Annotated in this window: 20 protein-coding genes; 12 read left to right on the top strand and 8 right to left on the bottom strand. The window is 44.7% G+C overall.

Annotation, left to right across the window (positions count from 1 at the left end; translation table 11 throughout):
- Positions 1–194 precede the first annotated feature (194 nt).
- On the top strand, positions 195–1451 hold the full coding sequence (locus R7F67_RS06905; RefSeq protein WP_017635085.1) for an SGNH/GDSL hydrolase family protein: 1257 nt from the start codon (positions 195–197) through the stop codon (positions 1449–1451).
- A gap of 151 nt (positions 1452–1602) precedes the next feature.
- Here the strand turns inward: R7F67_RS06905 and R7F67_RS06900 are convergent, their stop codons facing one another.
- Entirely contained in the window at positions 1603–2205 is a 603-nt protein-coding gene (locus R7F67_RS06900) for a TetR/AcrR family transcriptional regulator (protein ID WP_318057116.1), read from the bottom strand.
- Positions 2206–2316: 111 nt separating this feature from the next.
- Here R7F67_RS06900 and R7F67_RS06895 point away from each other — a divergent pair, with 111 nt between their 5' ends.
- On the top strand, positions 2317–2859 hold the full coding sequence (locus tag R7F67_RS06895) for a carboxymuconolactone decarboxylase family protein (RefSeq protein ID WP_005374097.1): 543 nt from the start codon (positions 2317–2319) through the stop codon (positions 2857–2859).
- Between the two features lie 96 nt (positions 2860–2955).
- Here the strand turns inward: R7F67_RS06895 and R7F67_RS06890 are convergent, their stop codons facing one another.
- Genes R7F67_RS06890 through R7F67_RS06880 form a run of 3 tightly spaced genes read right to left on the bottom strand, consistent with a single transcriptional unit; the run spans position 2956 to position 7488 of the window.
- Complete coding sequence (locus R7F67_RS06890) at positions 2956–4332, bottom strand: efflux transporter outer membrane subunit (RefSeq protein WP_199267647.1); 1377 nt, start codon at positions 4330–4332, stop codon at positions 2956–2958.
- Positions 4333–4346: 14 nt separating this feature from the next.
- Entirely contained in the window at positions 4347–6311 is a 1965-nt protein-coding gene (locus tag R7F67_RS06885; RefSeq protein WP_258476061.1) for a MacB family efflux pump subunit, read from the bottom strand.
- Between the two features lies 1 nt (position 6312).
- Positions 6313–7488: an efflux RND transporter periplasmic adaptor subunit gene (locus R7F67_RS06880; protein WP_005384341.1), complete on the bottom strand. Its 1176-nt coding sequence runs from the start codon at positions 7486–7488 to the stop codon at positions 6313–6315.
- A gap of 771 nt (positions 7489–8259) precedes the next feature.
- On the opposite strand from R7F67_RS06880, the gene R7F67_RS06875 reads away from it, so the two are divergent.
- The 4 genes from R7F67_RS06875 to R7F67_RS06860 all read left to right on the top strand — a co-directional run bounded on the left by R7F67_RS06875 (position 8260) and on the right by R7F67_RS06860 (position 11487).
- Positions 8260–9603 (top strand): OmpP1/FadL family transporter, encoded by a 1344-nt coding sequence (locus tag R7F67_RS06875; protein ID WP_025768039.1) that lies wholly within the window; start codon positions 8260–8262, stop codon positions 9601–9603.
- 78 nt (positions 9604–9681) lie between these two features.
- Positions 9682–10401, top strand: a complete 720-nt coding sequence (locus R7F67_RS06870; RefSeq protein ID WP_017819741.1) for a carbonic anhydrase — start codon at positions 9682–9684, stop codon at positions 10399–10401.
- Positions 10402–10480: 79 nt separating this feature from the next.
- Positions 10481–11032 (top strand): YtfJ family protein, encoded by a 552-nt coding sequence (locus tag R7F67_RS06865; protein WP_005480925.1) that lies wholly within the window; start codon positions 10481–10483, stop codon positions 11030–11032.
- 20 nt (positions 11033–11052) lie between these two features.
- Positions 11053–11487 carry a hypothetical protein gene (locus R7F67_RS06860; protein ID WP_005480927.1) on the top strand — a complete coding sequence of 145 codons (435 nt, stop codon included), beginning with the start codon at positions 11053–11055 and terminating at the stop codon, positions 11485–11487.
- 79 nt (positions 11488–11566) lie between these two features.
- Here the strand turns inward: R7F67_RS06860 and R7F67_RS06855 are convergent, their stop codons facing one another.
- Both R7F67_RS06855 and yjjG read right to left on the bottom strand, forming a co-directional pair.
- Positions 11567–12106, bottom strand: a complete 540-nt coding sequence (locus tag R7F67_RS06855) for an NUDIX domain-containing protein (protein WP_258457514.1) — start codon at positions 12104–12106, stop codon at positions 11567–11569.
- 51 nt (positions 12107–12157) lie between these two features.
- Positions 12158–12832 (bottom strand): pyrimidine 5'-nucleotidase, encoded by a 675-nt coding sequence (yjjG, locus tag R7F67_RS06850; RefSeq protein ID WP_005374109.1) that lies wholly within the window; start codon positions 12830–12832, stop codon positions 12158–12160.
- Between the two features lie 138 nt (positions 12833–12970).
- Here yjjG and R7F67_RS06845 point away from each other — a divergent pair, with 138 nt between their 5' ends.
- The 5 genes from R7F67_RS06845 (at position 12971) to R7F67_RS06825 (ending at position 16440) form a co-directional block, all read left to right on the top strand.
- Positions 12971–13894, top strand: a complete 924-nt coding sequence (locus R7F67_RS06845) for a LysR family transcriptional regulator (RefSeq protein WP_005374110.1) — start codon at positions 12971–12973, stop codon at positions 13892–13894.
- 120 nt (positions 13895–14014) lie between these two features.
- A complete protein-coding gene (locus R7F67_RS06840; protein ID WP_021452372.1) occupies positions 14015–14329 on the top strand; it encodes a hypothetical protein in 315 nt (104 codons plus the stop codon).
- Between the two features lie 47 nt (positions 14330–14376).
- Positions 14377–15063 carry a helix-turn-helix transcriptional regulator gene (locus R7F67_RS06835; protein WP_053304651.1) on the top strand — a complete coding sequence of 229 codons (687 nt, stop codon included), beginning with the start codon at positions 14377–14379 and terminating at the stop codon, positions 15061–15063.
- Between the two features lie 164 nt (positions 15064–15227).
- On the top strand, positions 15228–15410 hold the full coding sequence (locus R7F67_RS06830; RefSeq protein WP_021035913.1) for a hypothetical protein: 183 nt from the start codon (positions 15228–15230) through the stop codon (positions 15408–15410).
- Positions 15411–16248: 838 nt separating this feature from the next.
- Positions 16249–16440, top strand: coding sequence for a hypothetical protein (locus tag R7F67_RS06825; protein ID WP_230856630.1), 192 nt, complete (start codon positions 16249–16251; stop codon positions 16438–16440).
- 520 nt (positions 16441–16960) lie between these two features.
- On the opposite strand, the gene R7F67_RS06820 is transcribed toward R7F67_RS06825, so the two are convergent.
- The gene (locus R7F67_RS06820) at positions 16961–17521 is read right to left on the bottom strand and encodes a sugar O-acetyltransferase (protein WP_053304653.1); all 561 of its coding nucleotides are present in this window, start codon (positions 17519–17521) and stop codon (positions 16961–16963) included.
- Between the two features lie 129 nt (positions 17522–17650).
- Positions 17651–18049, bottom strand: a complete 399-nt coding sequence (locus R7F67_RS06815) for an OsmC family protein (RefSeq protein ID WP_005374132.1) — start codon at positions 18047–18049, stop codon at positions 17651–17653.
- A 202-nt stretch (positions 18050–18251) separates the two neighbouring features.
- On the opposite strand from R7F67_RS06815, the gene msrB reads away from it, so the two are divergent.
- Positions 18252–19394: a peptide-methionine (R)-S-oxide reductase MsrB gene (gene msrB / locus R7F67_RS06810; RefSeq protein WP_005374134.1), complete on the top strand. Its 1143-nt coding sequence runs from the start codon at positions 18252–18254 to the stop codon at positions 19392–19394.
- The last annotated feature ends 3 nt before the right edge of the window (positions 19395–19397 follow it).

Below are 19397 nucleotides of genomic sequence, written 5' to 3'. Positions count from 1 at the left end.
CCATTTAATCGATTGCTATGCTGAATGGATTTTTTGACCGTGGTGCCAAAACTGAAATATTGAATATTTAGTTGTTGACTGTCTTGAGCATTTACTCAGAATTAGAAGGTTTAGTGAGAAAAATTCTCATCTAAATACTGTTATAGCCGAGCGTATTCACGCATTCGGAACAATAACCATTACAAGAAGAGTGAATGATGAAAAAAACAATCACACTATTAACTGCATTACTTCCGCTTGCCTCCGCCATTGCAGAGGAGCCAACTTTATCACCAGCAATGGTTTCTGCGGCTGAAGTGGTTAGCGCGCAAGAAAATCAAACTTATACGTACGTTCGATGCTGGTATCGTACGAGCCACTCTAAGGACGATGCGGCTACCGATTGGAAATGGGCAAAAAACCAAGATGGTAGTGACTTCACTATCGATGGTTATTGGTGGAGCTCTGTCTCATTTAAAAACATGTTCTACACCAATACCTCACAAAACGTAATTCGCCAGCGTTGTGAAGAAACACTAGATCTAGCGAGCGAGAACGCAGACATTACATTTTTTGCTGCTGACAATCGTTATTCTTATAACCACACGATCTGGAGCAATGATGCTGCAATGCAACCAGATCAAATCAACAAGGTAGTGGCTTTGGGTGATAGCTTGTCTGATACAGGCAACATCTTTAACGCGTCCCAATGGCGCTTCCCTAACCCGAATAGCTGGTTCTTGGGTCACTTCTCAAACGGTTTTGTTTGGACGGAATACGTTGCTAAAGCCAAAAACTTACCGCTATACAACTGGGCAGTTGGTGGCGCAGCAGGTGAAAACCAATACATCGCGCTAACTGGTGTCGGCGAACAAGTTTCTTCTTACTTAACCTACACAAAGCTGGCGAAGAACTACAACCCTGCTAACACATTGTTTACGTTAGAGTTTGGTTTAAATGATTTCATGAACTACAACCGTAGCGTGCCGGAAGTAAAAGCGGATTACGCTGAAGCTCTGATTCGTTTAACAGACGCTGGCGCGAAGAACTTCATGTTGATGACACTGCCTGATGCAACCAAAGCACCACAGTTCAAATACTCAACACAGGAAGAAATTGAAACGATTCGTGCGAAAGTATTGAAGATGAACGAGTTCATCAAAGCACAAGCGATGTACTACAAAGCCCAAGGCTACAACATCGCATTGTTTGATACACACGCACTGTTTGAGAAGTTAACCTCGGCACCAGAAGAACACGGTTTCGTAAATGCAAGCGACCCTTGCTTAGACATCAACCGTTCATCTTCTGTTGACTACATGTACACTCACTCATTACGTTCTGAATGTGCAGCATCTGGCGCAGATAAGTTCGTGTTCTGGGATGTGACTCACCCAACCACAGCAACGCATCGTTATGTGGCTGAAAAAATGTTAGAAAGCAGCAATAACTTAGAAGAGTTTCGCTTTTAATAAGCCGTTGTTGTTCATTGCAAGTTAATCTGCATAAAAATGACCACGATGCTTCGTGGTCATTTTTTATCGATATCGACCCCTGATAACGGGTTTATTTGAGCTCGCTTAGTTCAAGCCGTTGATTTAGAGACGTTGACTTTGAGCAGTCTCATTCAGCGTTCTGTTTTGGTACGTTACCGCGGAAGCTGTTCACCATAATAGAGATCAACGTCTTTAAGGTTTCATCATCACTGCGGTATGAGTAGGCTCGTATACCCGTAAACTGAACCTGGAACAACTGAGCAAGAAGCAATGTATCCTGGGCTTCAATTTCGCCATTCTCGATTGCTCGCTCAAACAGCTTTGCAAGAAAAGATTCAAATTGGTTTGCTAAGCTGTTTGTTTGATTGCGCAGCGCATTAAAATCCTCAGCAAATTCACTTGCTGATTTGACTAACATGCACACTTCACTGGGAGTGGAGTCTCGCTGATTGATAACCACATCAATCGCGAAAGCTTCTATTGCATCTAGAACCGTTGTGTTCTGAGCTAAATGCAACTCAAACAGGGCTTGTAAGTTCGCAACGTACATTTTTAGCGCTTCACAATATAGCCCCTCTTTTGACCCAAACGTCGCATAGATACTTCCAGGACGCAGATTAACGCTATCTTGCAAATCACGTGTAGATGTTGCATGAAAACCTTTCTTCCAGAATAGATCCGAGGCGGCTTTCACCACTTCATCACGTTGGAATTTCTTTGTATTCGCCATGAGCAATTATCAATTTTGAACATATGCTCAATTTTATATTGAGCGACCGCTCAAAATCAACTATCCTGTTCTTGCCTAATTCGTTCATATCCAATTACAGGAGATTTAAACATGGCAGAATTTAAACTGTATACCGCAGAAAACGCACCCGAAGGATCAAAGCATCTGATTGAAAATTCAGTCAAAGCGTTTGGCATGCTACCAAATCTTCATGCTGTTATGGCTGAAGCGCCAACCTTGCTTGAGGGTTATCAAGTTGTGCATGAGCTCTTTCAACAAACATCATTTAACGCAGAAGAATTGACCGTCGTATGGCAAACCATCAACGTTGAACATGGTTGTCACTACTGCGTTCCTGCTCATAGTGCGATCGCGGCGTCAATGAAAGTGGATCAGGAGATTGTTGATGCTCTCGTCAACCAAACACCATTGGCAGACGAAAAACTTGAAACACTACGAGAAACAACGCTTCAAATGGTGCGTCAACGTGGTGTAGTGGAAGAGTCTCAGATAGAGAAGTTCTTTGCGGCAGGTTACGGACAGCAGCAACTGCTTGAAATTGTACTTGGTCTAGCGCAAAAAGTGATGAGTAACTACACCAATCACCTAGCTGACACCCCGGTTGATGCACCTTTCAAGAAGTTCGCCAAGTAACTTAAGCTTTTATTACTGGTCCCATTCATGGGACCAGTAATACCTTCAAAAAAGGCTTTGTTGCATGGCGCTTCGCTAGTGTGAGCTGACACCTAATTACAACGGCGCAACGTCGGTTCCTCCTAAAGACTGGTAAAGCGTAACCTGAGTGAGAAACTGGTTGTAGCGGTTCTCCAACAAAGAAGCTTGTGCGTTTCTGGTGTCTTCTTGGGCATTCAAATAGTCCATGATCGATGTCGAGCCATACTGATACCGCGCAGCATATATGGACTCAGCGGCACTTGCGGCATCATATTGTTCTTGTAAACGCGCCGCTTGATACTTCAATTTCTCGCGTGCTGACAAGGCATTTTCGACATCTTGGAAGGCGGCGTACAACACTTGGCGATAGCTCACAATGGCCGATTGATAGTCTAAATCGGCAATGGCTTGGCTGTTTTTCATCTCATTCCACTGCAAAAACGGTAGCGTCATATCCGCACCTAAACTGCCGATCGGGTTGGAAAGCAGGTCTTTGAGCGCTTGTGACGATCCCCCCAAAGCCCCAGTGAGCGTCAGCTTAGGCAAGTAGTCCAAATCTGCTGCGTCTTTATTTGCTAGCGCGGCTTTGACTTCATAAATCGCTGCTTTAATGTCGGGTCTGCGGATCAATAAATCAGACGGAGCACCAACACTCAACGATGGCATATCGCCTTCAGGCAGCATTTGGATGTTTGCACTGATGCTCTTCGGCGGTTGATTGAACAAAATCGCAAAGGCGTTGTTTGCCTCAAGTAAACTCTGTTCAAACTCACTTTGCTGCGCTTGTAAGCTTGCCAACGTACGTTTTGCTTCAAGCACATCTAACTGATCCACAGCGCCAAGTTGGTACTGTTTTTCAATCAATTGTAGCGTTTGAGCTGCGTCTGCCACATTACGCTGACTGAGGTTTAAGCGCTGTTGCAGATAGCCGATTTGCCAATATAGCGATGCCGTCGTTGCTACCAAACTTTGTGCGGTCGCCTCGCGATCTTGTTGACTTGCCATCGCCGACCACTTGGCTTGGTCAACGTCTGCCGAGATTTTTCCCCATAAATCCAACTCGTAATTGACGGATAAGTTAGTGCTGTAACTATCTGCCGATTCCCCGCTATCAAGAGATTTTTGAACTTGTCCTGATGTGGAAGAACTCAACGTAGGGAAAAGGTCATCTTGCGCTAAACCCAGCTGTAAACGCGCTTTCTTTAGCGTTAGCGTTGCCAGCGTCAAATCGTTATTTTGAGCCAACACCTGAGTAATGTATTGATTAAGAGTTGGGTCGTTAAACGCCAACCACCAAGGATCCATACTGACATCACCCGCAACATGCATCTGTTGCCAATTTGCAGGCACTTGCACCTCAGGAGCTTGATAGTCGCTACGCATAAGCGAACCACAACCTGACAACCACACTGCGCTTAAGGCAGCCGCGACCAATCGAGTTTTGAATTTCATTGTGTTACTCATTTTTAGTCTCTCGCTAGCGCTTCTATCGGATCGAGTTTGGCGGCATTGCGAGCGGGTAAAAAGCCGAAAGCGATGCCAATCAACGTTGAGCAAATAAACGCCCAGATGATCGAGTTCATTGAGTAAATCATTTGGAAGCTGCTGCCAGATGTACTGAATGCAAAACCAATCAAAAACGCCAACCCAATACCAGCAATACCACCACACAAACACACTAGTACCGCTTCAATCAAAAACTGACGCAAAATATCCGCTTGCCGCGCACCCACAGCCATTCGCACACCGATCTCTTTCGTGCGCTCTGTCACCGACACCAACATGATGTTCATTACACCAATTCCGCCGACAATTAGGGAGATCACCGCAATCGCTGAGATCAGTAACGTCATGGTGGCGGTGGTTTTCTCGATGCTCTGACGAATGGTGTCAGTGTTAATCGTGAAGAAATCTTCTGTACCGTGGCGCATTTTTAACAAGTTGATGATGCTCTGTTCTACCGCTGCGCTTGGGGCATGCTCATCAATCCGTACAGTAATGCCGTTGAGGTAGCGTTGTCCCATCATTCGTCCCGACATGGTGGTGTATGGCACCCAAATTTTCAGCGCGTCGCTGTTGCCAAACGCGTCTTCTTTTTTCTGCGTGACACCCACAATACGCACTGGCAATGAACCAAGAAAAATCACTTCACCAATCGGATTTCTATCCGCAAACATTTCCTTTCTGGTGTTGTCATCAATCACTGCTTCTTGGGCGAGTGAGTTCACGCTCTCTTCATCCCAAAACTGACCTTTGGCGATCTCATAACCGCGCACACGGAAATAATCTTCCCCAACCCCTTCCACAGACGCGGTTGCATCCTGATTGGCGTAACGCACGGTTAAGCTGTTGGATAAAGACGGCGTGACACTGTCGACAAAAGGTAGACTCTCCAACGATTTAGCATCGTCGGCGGTTAGCGTTTTCACTCGTCCGGAGCGGCGGTCACCAAACCCTTTGCCCGGCCTGACATCAATGGTGTTTGTTCCCATGGATGAAATATTCGACAAAATTTGCTGTTGTGAACCATTACCTAGTGCCACCACGGAAACCACCGAGGCTATACCAATAATGATGCCGAGCATGGTCAAAAACGTGCGCATTCTGTGGCTAGACATCGCCAGCAGCGCCATTTTGAGCGCGTCAATAAAACTGTCCCACTTCCACCACTTACTGGCGACTTGCGCTGGGCGATGAAAAGACGTGCTCGGTGTCTGTACTGCTTGCTCATTGATTACAACTTGTGCATTTGGCGTATCTGCAATGATTTCACCATCTTTGATTTCAATGATGCGATCCGCAAAGTTCGCCACGTTCATATCATGAGTCACTAAGATGACCGTATGCCCAAGTTGATGCAACTCTTTAAGCAGTGCCATCATCTCTTGCCCACTGTGACTGTCTAATGCGCCAGTGGGCTCATCAGCGAGAATCACCTCACCGCCGTTCATCAGTGCACGAGCAACACTCACGCGCTGTTGCTGGCCACCACTCAGTTGGCTGGGCTTGTGAGTGAAACGATCTTCCAGCCCTAAGCGAGCCAATAACGACTGCGCTCGATCCGTTCTTTGACGATGAGGAACTCCCGCGTAAACCGCCGGTACTTCCACGTTTGCCACCGCGGTTAAATCCCCCAGCAGATGGTAACGCTGGAATATAAAGCCAAAATACTCGCGGCGCAGTTCCGCCAGTTGATCAGATTCCAACGTCGAGACATCTTGCCCATTAATGAAGTATCGACCGCTGGACGGTTTATCCAAGCAGCCGAGCACATTCATCAGCGTCGATTTACCTGAGCCTGATGCCCCCACGATCGCGACCATTTCACCGCGTTTTATCTCTAAATTAATGTGGTTCAACACGGTAAGCGACTCGTCGCCAGAGACAAATCGTCGAGTTAAATCCTCAACTTTTAAAAGCACGTCACTCATATTAGAACCTCATTGGAGGTCGACGACGATCACCTCGGCTTGATGATTCTCCATCCATAGCATTGCCAAGAACAACTTGGTCGCCCTCCTTCAAACCTGAGAGAATTTCTGCGTTCACTTTGTTGTTGATACCCACTGTCACGGGCTTTTGCACCACTTGGCCCTGTTCAAGCACTGGTACGGTATAGTTGCCTTTGCCGCCAGATTTTTGCAGCACTTGTGAAGGGACAATCAAGGTATTTTCCGATTGCTCAAGGACAATCGAAACTTGCGCAGTCATGCCGATACGCAAAATACCTTGCGGGTTCTTCACGTCAAATACAGCGTTGTAGTAAATGGCATCGCTATCTGAAATGCTCAAATCGCTGTCATCGCCATCCATGATGGTTGGCCCCGGCTCAATGGCGCGCAATGTACCTTTAAACTGCTGATTCGGTTTGCCTAAAATGGTGAACAGCGCCGTTTGGCCTGGGTGAACAAAAATCACATCGGCTTCCGAAATTTCGGCTTTCACCGTCATCGTATCTAACTTGGCTAACTCGATAATCGTTGGCGTGGTTTGATTGGCGTTTACGGTTTGTCCTTCTTCCACCGCGGTGTAGACCACCGTGCCATCCATCGGTGCGTTGATGGTGGTGTAACCGAGATCTAACTGCGCATTGTCGACGTTGATTTTGGCTTTCTCGATTTCGGCATCCAGTTGCGCTAACTCGGCTTTGTAGATGGCGAGCGTCGCTTCGGCATTCTCGTAATCAGCTCGTGAGCTCGCTTTCGCTGCCAACATGCCTTTTTGGCGCACGTATTCATAGTTTGCTTGTTTAATCTGCGCTTGCTTAGCCTGGTACTGAGCGTTGAGACTATTAAGAGACGCTTGGGCTTCTTTGAGGCTGTTTTGCTGAGTCAGGCTGTCAATCTGTGCAATCAAGTCCCCCTGTTTTATCTCATCCCCTAAGTTCACAGCGAGGCGTTGAATTTGCCCAGATACTTGCGCACCTACATTCACCAATTTGGACGCTTGCAACATGCCGTTAGCTAATACCGCCTTTTCGATATTGCCTTTGCGAACGACTTCTGTCGCGTAAGGAGAAATGGGTTCTGGACGTTGCAGATAATGATAACCACCAGCACCAATAGCAAGTAGGCCACACAAAACGAGCCATTTTTTATTGAGTTTCATAGCAGGAGTGAAGTAAATAATCGTTTTGATTTTATACTGCTATTTGTCTTAGCCGTACAGGGTACGAGACGTAAAGATAGGTAAATTAACGTCAAGAAACTGAATGAATAACTTCACTAACGTGAAAAATCAGAGATATTATAGTCACTTCAAAAATTTATTATTCAATACGTATAGCAAAGACCATTTTTAATATAGAAATTCAAGTTATAAGTATTATAAACAAAACTTTTAAATACCAACAAACCAGTAAAAATCTTAACTTATTCAATATGCAATCCATCAAAATTTCATTATGGCCATTTTTAATTATTGAATTTCAAGAGGAGTTAAGTGGCAAGTTAAATAAAAAATACCCACATAACACAGGTAAGACCGAGAGGAGTGTGTCATGTGGGTTTAAACGATAGTTCTCTTGCTGATTCGAACTACCAACGTTGGGATGCAATGGAAATACAAATGACTCAGAGTTTCCATCACGGACACTTTATCGCTGGATTTCCCTCTATTTGTTAGGGAACAGTCAGTACAATAAAAATAGAGAAGTAATACCGCAAAAATAAAAATAGAGGTTCAGGATTTAATTTACACGTAAAATAACCACTATATTCACGCCATGAAGCATTAATAAATTCAACAATAAATATTTATTAAGTTAAATTTACTTATTGTCAACACACTGTTAGTTTTACTCTTAAATGCACTGGTCAGATTTGTTTATTTTACTGATTTTCGTTGCAATACAACTTCTAATTAATTCATGAGAAAAACATGCAGCGACAATTAACTCTTTCACCGATTTATTTATTAATCGGGTTAGCCTCCTCGACGGCGTATGCCGGTGGTTTTCAAATTAACGAACATTCTGCGACGGGTCTTGGTCGTGCTTTTGCTGGTGATGCCGTCATTGGTGATAATGCGTCTGTAATCAGCCGCAACGCCGCAGCGATGACGCTGTTTAAACAAAATGCCTTATCGTTCGGTGTCACTTACGTCAAACCTGACGTTACCGTTAAAAATGCGCAATATCATCGAGCTAACATTAATGCGGATGTCAATGTTGGTATGGGTGGTTTTCCTCCGTCCCCTCAAGTTGACATTACCCCGTCCTTCTCTCAAACCGTGACCGACATTGATGACGTCGATGGCGTTGGTCAACCAGCCGTTGTACCCAATTTTTACTTTATTCACCCTATCAACGACGACTGGTATCTAGGCTTATCGGCATATTCCAACTTCGGAACCGACATGGAGTTTAAACCAAACTATGGCGCACCTGTTTTTGGCGGTGTCACCAGCGTAGCGAGTGTCAACCTTGGCGCAAGCTTGGCATACAAGGTGAACGACCGTTTTAGTATCGGTGGTGGTATTGATGTGATTTACGGCTCTGGTGAGCTGTACCGCGATATGGACGTGGGTGTTTGCGTTGGTGGGAACATACTTGGAAACGAACTAGAACAACGCTGTGGATCCGTAAAAGGCAACGCACTTGATGTGGAAGCAGGCGGCATTGGGCTTGGTGCGAATATTGGCATGATGTACGAGTTTAACGAACGTCATCGCTTAGGTTTAAGCTACAAGCACAGCCCTAACATAGATGCCAAGGGCGACATCCACTTTGCGGGCGAATCGTACGACTCACTTGCTATGCCGCTACCGGATATTGCGGAGTTTTCCGGTTATCACCGCGTCTTACCTAAATTTGCCCTGCACTATTCTGTGCAGTGGATTGGTTGGTCAGCATTTGACAGCTTGAAAGCTGATGATCAGTTGCTAAAAGATTTTCAGTGGCAAGACTCCGCGCACTACTCCATCGGTGCGACTTGGTACGCCAATGAACGTTGGACACTACGCACGGGTTACATGTTCGACAAAACACCTGTCGATGAGCTGACTTCGCTTTCTATCCCAGATTCGAACCGTCACTGGTTATCTGCGGGCGCCTCTTACCAATGGTCATCAGATACCACGGTTGACATCGGCATGACGTACTTGATTGGTGAAGATGTCAACGTAGAAGAGTACGCGTATGAAGGTGTTCCTGCACCGATGGTGACGGGCGTGACCCATTCAAATGCGTTCCTAATTGGTGCCCAACTCAGCCACCGTTTCTAATTTGTCAGGCAGTGATCAAACCTCTAGGTCATTGCCTTGTAACAACGCTTATCGAAGCGACCGAACAGAGACATTATTATGAACAAAACACTACTTGCTTTTTCACTCTCACTTCTCACTCTAGGCGCGGCTCAGGCTTCAGAATGGGGCTATGGCAATGACAAACACGGGCCAGAGCACTGGGGAGAAATCGCCAAAGACTGCGCAACCACGAAAAACCAAAGCCCAATCAACATCGACAACCCAGCCGATGCAAAACTGGAAGCACTGAACCTTTCGTACACTGGTCAGGTCATTGGTTTAACCAACAATGGTCATACGCTGCAAGCGCAAGTGAACGGACGTAACAGCTTCACCATCGATGGCGAGACGTTCGAGCTGCAACAGTTCCATTTCCACACACCTTCAGAAAACCAAATCAAAGGCCGCCAATATCCACTTGAAGCGCACTTTGTGCACGCCAACGCAGATGGCGAGTTGGCGGTAATTTCGGTGATGTTTGATGCTGGCGATCAAAACGCAGCACTGTCTAAACTGATCAACGCAATCCCACAAGAGAATCAAACCACTTTCTTTAAAGATACGTTTGAGATTAACGACTTACTGCCAAAAACTGCAAACTACTATCGATTTAACGGCTCTTTAACCACACCGCCATGTTCAGAAGGTGTGCGCTGGTTTGTGCTTAAAGACACTCAAACCTTATCCAAAGATCAAGCCGCGAAACTGATGGAAGTCATGGGACAAAACAATCGTCCGCTGCAACCGCTAAATGCGCGCGTTGTACTTTCTAACTAAATGCCACATCCGATAAGGGGCATCGTATTTGCCCCTTATTTTGATTCGCTCTAACCTCACTTCGTTACAGGGACCCCCAATGAAAACTCCATCTGTTCTGTCACTCTTACTCGCACTCGCCCCGACATTCGCCTTCTCTCATAACCTTTCTGTCGGTCAAACCACCCCTTCCGTCAGCATTGATACCTATGGCGAAATGACGCTGCAAGGAGACGATGTGGCTTATCAACCTTGGGCAACTCAGCAGATGTTAGGCAAAGTCCGTGTGATACAAGCCATTGCAGGTCGTAGTAAAGCCAAAGAGATGAACGCGCCGCTGATGTCAGCAATCACTGCCGCTCACTTTCCTGAAGATCAGTATCAGACCACAACCGTGATCAACCAAGAAGACGCCATTTGGGGAACCGGTACATTTGTTAAATCGTCGGCAGAGGACAGCAAAAAGACATTCTCTTGGTCTTCCATGGTGTTAGACAAAAATGGCGTATTAGCAACAACTTGGGATCTACAGCAAGAAAGTTCTGCGATTATCGTACAAAATAAACAAGGCGAAATTTTATTCGTGAAAGAAGGGGCTTTAACTCAAGACGAAGTCACACACGTCATCGAACTGATTAAACAGAATATCTAAACCTAAGGTAAGGAAAAGCTATGAAACTGTTCAACACCATCGCACTCTGTCTTTTAGCGGCTGTAGCCTCTTTCCAATCGGTTGCAGGAGACAACGATTGGGATAAGATTGCAGATAAGACCGTCAGTTTTAAATCGGAAACCGACACAGTCAATCCACTGTCACCATTTGCTAACGCTCGTTTCAGCCACATAAAAATCAAATGTACGCAAGGTACGGTCGATCTGAAAAGCGTTAAAGTAATCATGAAAGATGGTCAGGAAAAGACGTTCGACAGTTTAGGGGTTCTGACTAAAGGCATGTCATCAAGAAGCTTAAGCCTACCAACAAAAGATAACGCGAAGTTAGACAAAATCGAGTTGAACTATGAATCGGTTGGCAGCACTGCGCTGCAAGTCGCGGGGGTGACCAAAAAAGCGCAAGTGGAAATCTTAGGTAAGAAAATCGACGAGTAAGCGATGGCTCAACGAACTCACCCAAACTAAAAACAGCGGCACTAGGCCGCTGTTTTCATTAAAAAATCGTCATGAATAACTAAATGAATTTCTTCAGCTTCGCCAAACCATAAGCAGCGATGGTGACACAATCTTTGATCGTACCGTCGATCATCATCTGTTCGAACTCCTCAACAGAAAAAGCGCGAGTGATCAAATCCTCTTCTTCACTGTCGAGTTGATTGCCCACGTCCGTTAAATCACTGGCGAAGTAGACGTGACATGTCTGATTCAAAAAGCCGTATGCGATAAACTGCGCGCCGACATACGCCATGGCGCTCGCCTGCATGCCCGTTTCTTCACGCAGCTCGCCTTTGGCAAGCTCAAGATGATCCGCATCTGGGTTTGATTCCCACGCCCCTTGTGGGATCTCCCAACAACGTTGACCTACGGTGTAACGGTACTGCTGAACCAAGTGAATCATCCCGTTATCGATAGCCAGAATCGCAGCACAATCAGGTTTGTCGATCACACCATAGATGCCCTCTGCGCCGCTCGGACGTAAAATTTTGTCCTCACGCACCGTCATCCACTTGTTCTGGTAAACGACTTTGCTGTCTAGCTGTTTGATATCTGACATGATTATTCCTTGATTTTTCTGAGGGTTACTGCGGAATAATACCCGATTCGGTTACGCCACCAAAATGTTCTTTAGTTCACTCAAAGACTCAACGGTGTAATTTGGTGCGATACGCTCATCGACGCTTGCGCCTGTGGTATTTAACCAGCAAGTTTCAATACCAAAATTATTACCACCCAGAATATCGGAATGCAGGTTGTCACCCACCATCAGTACGCGCGTTTTGCATGGGTTGCCCATTTGCTGCATCGCGTATTCAAAAATACCTAAGTCCGGTTTTGCTACGCCCACTTGTTCAGAGATCACCACTTTATCGAAGTACTCAGTCATCCCTGTGCGCTCAAGGCGAATTGCTTGCAACTCTGTAAAACCGTTGGTGATAATGCCCATTTTAGCTTTGCCTTGCAGCGCTTCCATCAGCTCTTTTGCACCTGGCAACAAGCTGCAAATATCGGCCATTGCTTCTAAAAATGCACTGTTGAGATCTGCTGTTGTGGTATTCAACTTCTCAGCCCACTCGGTAAAACGCTTATGTTTTAGCTCATCTGCCGTTACTTTGCCGTCTTGGTAATCCACCCAAAGCGGTTTGTTTACGGTTTGGTAATGAGCAAAATCTTGTTCAGTAAAATCTACGCCTTTGCGAGAAAACATAAGCTGCAAACCTTTGAAAGCATCAAAGTGGAATAAGGTTTCGTCAGCGTCAAACAGGATCCAATCGTACTTCATTTTCTTCTTCCCAAAATCAAGGTCGTAATATTGGTGCATAGTCTAGATTGTTTTCTTCTTGAAGATAATCTCTATAATTGGAAATTAATTGTATCCTTGTGCTCAACAATAAATGCTTCACGATAATAGGAGATTGATGTGAACGCGATTGCCTCCCTGCCCGTTTTTGTTGCTGTTGTCGAATGCGGCAGCTTTTCCCTTGCGGCCAAACAGCTGAATCTGACGAAATCGGCGATCAGCAAACGCATCAACCAACTAGAAGACGATTTGGGCATTCGTCTCCTTAACCGAACCACGCGTAAGCTGAGCCTGACCGAAGCGGGAGAACGCTATTTTGAGTACGCCTCTCAAGCGCTCAACCTAGCCCAACAAGGCGTGGACGCGGTATCGGAGCTGCAAGGCTCTCCACAAGGTCGGCTCAAAATTACCGTGCCGATGTCTTTCGGTGTGCTGCATATCGCGCCTTTGATCAGCGAGTTTCTCGCTCGTTACCCGAAAATTGAAGTGGATTTAAACCTCGAAGACAAAATGGTCGATTTGGTTAAAGATGGTTTTGATTTGGGGATCCGTATTGGTGAACTCACCTCTTCCAATCTAATCGCAAAACGTCTCGCTCCTTGTAAAAGTGTGCTTTGTGCCTCACCAGATTACTTAGAGGAGTTTGGAACACCACAAAAACCAAGTGATTTAGTCGGTCACAACTGCCTGCGCTACTCCTATTTCCGTGGCGGCGTCGAATGGATGTTCATCAACAACGGCAGCGAATACAAGGTACTTCCAAAAGGAAACTTTATCGTCAATAACAGCGAAGCCATTCGCCAGTTGCTGTTAAGAGGTTCGGGCATTGCGCAACTGCCAACATTTATTGCAGGAAGAGACTTTGCCGCAGGAAATCTAAAACCGGTGATGGAAGAGTACTCTCTACCAGAACACGCCATTTATGCGGTGTTCCCTGAGCGCAAGCACATGCCGTTGAAAGTAAGAGCCTTTATCGATTTTATCAGCGAAAAGCTCGGCACAGATTTACCTTACTGGGATCGTTACAATAGCCCAGAAAAATAACCATATTGATGATAAGTGAGTGAGATTTCACTACTGACATGTTCTGACATTCCATCCGCGTAACCTTATTTGGAACTCAACAGGCAATCCGCCAAAACCAAACCAATAAGGAATCACAATATGGAAACCGTTATCGAAACTGTGCAATTTCGTCTAACCGCAGGCACAACAGAGCAAGACGTGATCGCCGCTGCCAAACAGTCACAAACGTTTGTGAAGAATCTGCCGGGCTTTTTGTATCGCTCGCTCAGTCACGAAGCTACGGACGATGTGTGGACAGACATCATTTACTGGCGTTCAATGGACGATGCCAAACAGGCGGGAAAACAGATTAAGCAAGCCGCTGAATTTCAGCCTCTGTTATCAATGATTGACTGCGAAAGCTTCGAGCTTAAACATCACAACTTAAAAATGTGCAGTGAGCTAGAGAAGTAATCAGCCACACTACCACTAACAACCAGTAGGTCTAGATAAGGAACATCATGAGCAAATCAGAACGACTGTTTGAGCTACTGACGCTTCTGCGCGCAAAGCGTTACGCCGTGACAGCGAAAGAGCTCGCAGAAAGAATGGAAGTTAGCGAACGTACGATTTATCGCGATATTCAGTCGTTGCTTAGTTCTGGTGTTCCTATTAAAGGTGAAGCAGGTGTTGGCTACCTATTGCAAGCTGGCTCTCATCTGCCGCCTTTGATGTTTTCAGAAAAAGAGATGATGGCGCTTGAACTGGGTATGCGGATGGTTCGAGCTTGGTCGGATGCCGAACTCGCCGAAGCGTCTCACTCTGCGTCCACCAAAATACTTTCGGTATTGCCCGATAAGCTCAAGCAACAAGTGGAAGATTGTCCGCTGATTGTGCCCGATTATCACACCCAATCCGAGACTGCCAAACGAGGGCAGCTCCTGCGCCACGCGATTGATCATCAGTTAAAGGTCAGTTTGGATTACCAAGATGAAAGCGGACAAGTGACCGAAAGAAAAATCCAACCGTTAGGCCAGTTCTTTTGGGGCAAAGTCTGGACGCTGGTCGCCTGGTGCGAATTGCGCGACGACTACCGCCAGTTCCGCCTCGACCGTATCCAAGCACTGCGTATGCACGATGAAGAGTTTCAGAGTGCGGAAACCAAATCTCTCAAACATTATATTGCGCAGTATGAATCGAAAGATTGAGTGTTCTTCATCCTTCCATCACAAGGATTATAAATTGCTCTGCTCAATGCGCGATATTTGGAAATGCACATTTGGTTAAACTAATGTTTCATTTTTAACAGATGCGCAACCAACCTAAGATCGTTAACTTAAGTAGCACGTCAACCACACCGGATCGTGAAGCTATGAAAGTACTGATTCAATACACCCAAGCAGGGAAATATCGAGATCAAGCGTGGGAGTCTTTAACTCTTCGATCTAAAGGTGATATGCAGGCCGTTACCCCTTCTTATGCTGCCCAACTTATCGAACAAAGCAAAGCGACACTTGTGATGACTGAGGAGCAACAAATCGTTATTCATCCATAACCGACTATTAGCCTTGTTTAACCAACCTTTGTTAGTTGTGCAAGGCTTACATCTCGCCATTTAAGTTTATCAATTTTATACACGACCAACTATATTTGGAGGTTGGCGTTAAGCATTTTTCCGAACATTGATGTTTGTTCGTTTAATCGTTCAACCTAGCTCAGGTGAAAAGCGAAAGTTACCTGATGTATCCCAAGAGGGGCCTAGGTGGTACCGCCTATTATCCTTCATAACAATATGGGTAATTATCATAAACTCTACAATGTTAGCACTTGTATTTTTTATCACTAGCAAATCATGTATGACCTTCACTTATCCAACCAAGTTTAATATCACACTTTAAATGTAAAAAATCACATTAACAATTTCATACAAATAATAAATACATCAGCTAATTTGTAACTTTTTAAAATGAAAGTCTAGAATGCAAAAAATAAACCTTTTTAAATATAGTTTTTTGTTAGTATCTGCACAAACAAATTATTAGCTAGAGGTGCTCTGTGTCGGGATTATTTGAGTATAAAATAAAAACTCATGATAACTTATCATCAATTATATTAAACATGTATGGTGCTCCATATGAAAGGCTAAATTTATCACTTGATAATAAAAAGCTTACGAGTCTATTCGCATAGCTCGAAGTGGAGGGTTACCTGCGAATGCTCATATAGTTAAACAAGCCGAAAAACTGAATAAAATAGCTCAAGCATCTAAAGTTGGCGGACATGTTTTAGTATGTGTTGGTCTAACGGCTTCCTGCATTCAGATTGCGAATACACAAGACCAACATGAGAAGAATGAAATTTTTGTTGAGTCAATAACTAGCACAGCTGTAGGAATGGGTACCAGCGCGTTAGTCGGTCTATTTTTAGTATCAAACCCTATTGACTGGTGGACTGCCATTGTACTCGCTGCCGGTACTACCGCTATTGGGTACGCCTCCGGTAAAGCAGCTGTGCTTACATACAACAACTTAGGCTCTCAGCCTGACTTAGTTTCAAAGACAAACTTGGGTGCCATATGCAATTAGTTTGGAATATTATTGGATACTTAATGTTTTCTGGAATATTGATTATTTTTCTCCAGACATTATTTATAGGTATCATGCATATTTTAATGCCAAAAAAAGTTGTCAATAGTTACTTTACAGAACCTTATTTTAACACTTTCGAACTAGCTCTATTTACGGGATGGCCTTACGCATTTTTCCGAACATTGATGTTTGTTCGTTTAATCGTCCAACCTAGCTCAGGTAAAAAACGAAAGTTACCCGATATCTCCAAAGAAGTGCCTAGATGGTACCGTTCACTATCAATTCTATTAATAGGAATAATTATTATAAACTCCTCTATGCTGATAGTCGTATTCTCTTCAGCTGGAATACTCGCATTAGTAGATAGTTTAAACCCTTAATACCTTATTGTTTTTCAAGTTCAAGTTGAAACTTTGAAGTTGAATAATGTAGAAATAGCTTATTTGGGCTTAATGTAACTCGAATAAGCTATATTCTTCTCGAAAGCTATATAATTGTCACAACGACGCTTGCTCTCTTACAATAATTCTTCTTCGTTGAGACGACGAATCAACTTAGCTGGCGTGCCTCCGTATAGACAATCTGGCTGCACATCATGGTTAACGACCGAGTTCGCCGCAATCACCGAGCGAGCGCCAACTGTTACACCTTGGTTGATGACGGAATTTCCGCCAATCCACACATCATCTTCAATCGTGATAGGTTTACAAAACGTTTCCCAACGTCGACGACTTCGGTAATCAACAGAATGAGAAGCGGTATAAAATTGCACGCTCGGTCCAATGAGCACGTGGTTCCCGATGGTAATTTTGGCACCATCGAGCATGACCACGTTCATGTTGATAAAGGTTTCTTCACCTATTTCGATGGTCTTACCAAATTCACAATGAAAAGGGGACTGGACAATACAACGGCCTACCTTGCCAAATAGCTGCTTTTGCAATTCGTCGCGCTGACTTTCGTCGGTGTTATTATTGAGCGCTCTAAGTGCTTGAAGAGCATGGCTTCTAATGGCGTCAATTTCTTTGTCCATGCCATCAAAGACCTGGCCAGACATCATTTTTTCTAGTTCTGTCACTGGAAGACTCCTACAACCTGCAATTACTGCTTTCAGATTCCTCACAAGGTACGTGAATTGCGAAATAAAAAAAGAGAAAAGCCCGGACTTTTCTCTTTCCTGTTTTTATATTTTGTGGAGTCTGTCGGCTTACACAATTTCCCAGCTGTGGGTCATCTCAACACCTTCACCTAGCATTAAGCAAACCGAGCAGTATTTTTCTAGCGAGTCAGCCGCCACTTTTGCTACGACTTCTGGGTCAAGCTCGTCACCTGACACTTCAAAGTGGATATTCACTTGCGTAAAGATACGCGGTGCGGTTTCACGACGCTCTGTGGTTAGCTTGGCATTAACTGACGAGACCTTTTGGCCTGCCGTTTTCAAACCATCAACAACATCGACAGAGCTACAGCCACCAGCAGCCATTAGTACCATTTCCATTGGGCTTGGTGCGGTTGCACCACCATTGCCATCCATCACTACGGAGTGGCCCGACTGAGATTGCCCAAGGAATTTAAAATCTTCTATCCATTTAACTTCAGCTTGCATGATTTACCTCATTTAGCATCGCTTATTCAAGGCATCGTTGCCCTTACTAGCGGTGTGTTTCTTGTCGATACTTTAGCTCTATCGCATAAAAGGGCAACGGAATTTTCAACATTACTGTAATTTTTTCGCTCGGTTACCTTTCTCTATACGTAACACTTTTTATTTAAGTAACACTTTCTACAAAAATAACGATGAGGTAGCTATGAAGAATATGTCTAAGTTATTGGCCGGTTTCTCCTTCGCACTTCCAGTCTTGTTTCTACTATTGAGTAAAACAGGTACCGCCGATACGATGGATAAGCTGAAGGCTTCAGAGAATACAAGAATCGCAACGCTAGCTGGCGGTTGTTTCTGGTGTACAGAATCGGATTTAGAGCAACTGCCCGGCGTAATCGATGTTGTATCAGGTTATTCAGGTGGTCATATTGAAAACCCGACTTACCGCCAAGTCTCTTCTGGTAAATCTGGTCATATTGAAGTGATTGAGGTGAAGTACGATCCTGCTGTCGTGAACTACGAGCAAGTGCTGGACTACTTCTTCCGTCATATCGACCCTACCGACGATAAAGGTTCATTTGTTGACCGTGGTCCTCAATACCGTCCAGCGATCTTCTACCATAATGCGGAGCAAAAGCAGATTGCTAAGCAGTTTATGATGGAAATCGACAAGGCGATGATCTATCCAAAACCGTTGAAAACAGAGCTGATCGAGTTTGAAAAGTTTTACCCTGCGGAGTCGTACCATCAGGATTACTACAAGAAGAGTAGCCTGAAATACAAATACTACCGCTACGCATCAGGTCGCGATAAATACCTCGACGAAGTGTTTGGTGAAGATCGAAAAGAAAGCCCTAAAACACTTCGACAGTTGATTGAAGAAAAAAAGCTGCTTTCGAAAGTGAAAGCGTACAGTAAACCTGCTCAGTCTGAAATCAAATCAAACTTAACAGAGCTACAGTATTACGTGACGCAAGAAGAAGGCACGGAGCGTCCGTTTGATAATGAATACTGGGACAACAAAGAAGCGGGAATTTATGTGGATATTGTGACCGGTGAACCGCTATTTTCTTCTACTGATAAATACAAATCTGGCACAGGTTGGCCAAGCTTTACTCGACCAATTAACCCGGGTTACATCGTGGAGAAAACCGATTATAAACTGCTCTACCCTAGAACGGAGATCCGCAGTAAGTTTGGTGATTCACACCTAGGTCATGTGTTTAAAGATGGTCCGAAGCCGACGGGATTACGCTATTGTATGAACTCTGCTGCGATGAAATTTGTACCTGTGAACAAGATGGCGAGTTTAGGCTACGGCGATTACCTGTACCTATTTGATAAGTAGTTT

This window comes from Vibrio sp. YT-17, assembly GCF_033337375.1.
GTDB lineage: Bacteria > Pseudomonadota > Gammaproteobacteria > Enterobacterales > Vibrionaceae > Vibrio > Vibrio alginolyticus.
This window is presented reverse-complemented; position numbering and strand designations above follow the sequence as displayed.

Bases quoted from the DNA above. Each gene is read 5' to 3' on its own strand.
- R7F67_RS06900 (WP_318057116.1), bottom strand. From the start codon at position 2,205: ATGGCGAATACAAAGAAATTCCAACGTGATGAAGTGGTGAAAGCCGCC.
- R7F67_RS06815 (WP_005374132.1), bottom strand. From the start codon at position 18,049: ATGCAAGCTGAAGTTAAATGGATAGAAGATTTTAAATTCCTTGGGCAA.
- R7F67_RS06840 (WP_021452372.1), top strand. From the start codon at position 14,015: ATGGAAACCGTTATCGAAACTGTGCAATTTCGTCTAACCGCAGGCACA.
- R7F67_RS06875 (WP_025768039.1), top strand. From the start codon at position 8,260: ATGCAGCGACAATTAACTCTTTCACCGATTTATTTATTAATCGGGTTA.
- R7F67_RS06865 (WP_005480925.1), top strand. From the start codon at position 10,481: ATGAAAACTCCATCTGTTCTGTCACTCTTACTCGCACTCGCCCCGACA.
- R7F67_RS06895 (WP_005374097.1), top strand. From the start codon at position 2,317: ATGGCAGAATTTAAACTGTATACCGCAGAAAACGCACCCGAAGGATCA.
- R7F67_RS06855 (WP_258457514.1), bottom strand. From the start codon at position 12,106: ATGTCAGATATCAAACAGCTAGACAGCAAAGTCGTTTACCAGAACAAG.
- R7F67_RS06870 (WP_017819741.1), top strand. From the start codon at position 9,682: ATGAACAAAACACTACTTGCTTTTTCACTCTCACTTCTCACTCTAGGC.
- R7F67_RS06880 (WP_005384341.1), bottom strand. From the start codon at position 7,488: ATGAAACTCAATAAAAAATGGCTCGTTTTGTGTGGCCTACTTGCTATT.
- R7F67_RS06905 (WP_017635085.1), top strand. From the start codon at position 195: ATGATGAAAAAAACAATCACACTATTAACTGCATTACTTCCGCTTGCC.
- R7F67_RS06830 (WP_021035913.1), top strand. From the start codon at position 15,228: ATGAAAGTACTGATTCAATACACCCAAGCAGGGAAATATCGAGATCAA.
- R7F67_RS06885 (WP_258476061.1), bottom strand. From the start codon at position 6,311: ATGAGTGACGTGCTTTTAAAAGTTGAGGATTTAACTCGACGATTTGTC.
- msrB (WP_005374134.1), top strand. From the start codon at position 18,252: ATGAAGAATATGTCTAAGTTATTGGCCGGTTTCTCCTTCGCACTTCCA.
- R7F67_RS06825 (WP_230856630.1), top strand. From the start codon at position 16,249: ATGGGTACCAGCGCGTTAGTCGGTCTATTTTTAGTATCAAACCCTATT.
- R7F67_RS06835 (WP_053304651.1), top strand. From the start codon at position 14,377: ATGAGCAAATCAGAACGACTGTTTGAGCTACTGACGCTTCTGCGCGCA.
- yjjG (WP_005374109.1), bottom strand. From the start codon at position 12,832: ATGAAGTACGATTGGATCCTGTTTGACGCTGACGAAACCTTATTCCAC.
- R7F67_RS06860 (WP_005480927.1), top strand. From the start codon at position 11,053: ATGAAACTGTTCAACACCATCGCACTCTGTCTTTTAGCGGCTGTAGCC.
- R7F67_RS06890 (WP_199267647.1), bottom strand. From the start codon at position 4,332: ATGAAATTCAAAACTCGATTGGTCGCGGCTGCCTTAAGCGCAGTGTGG.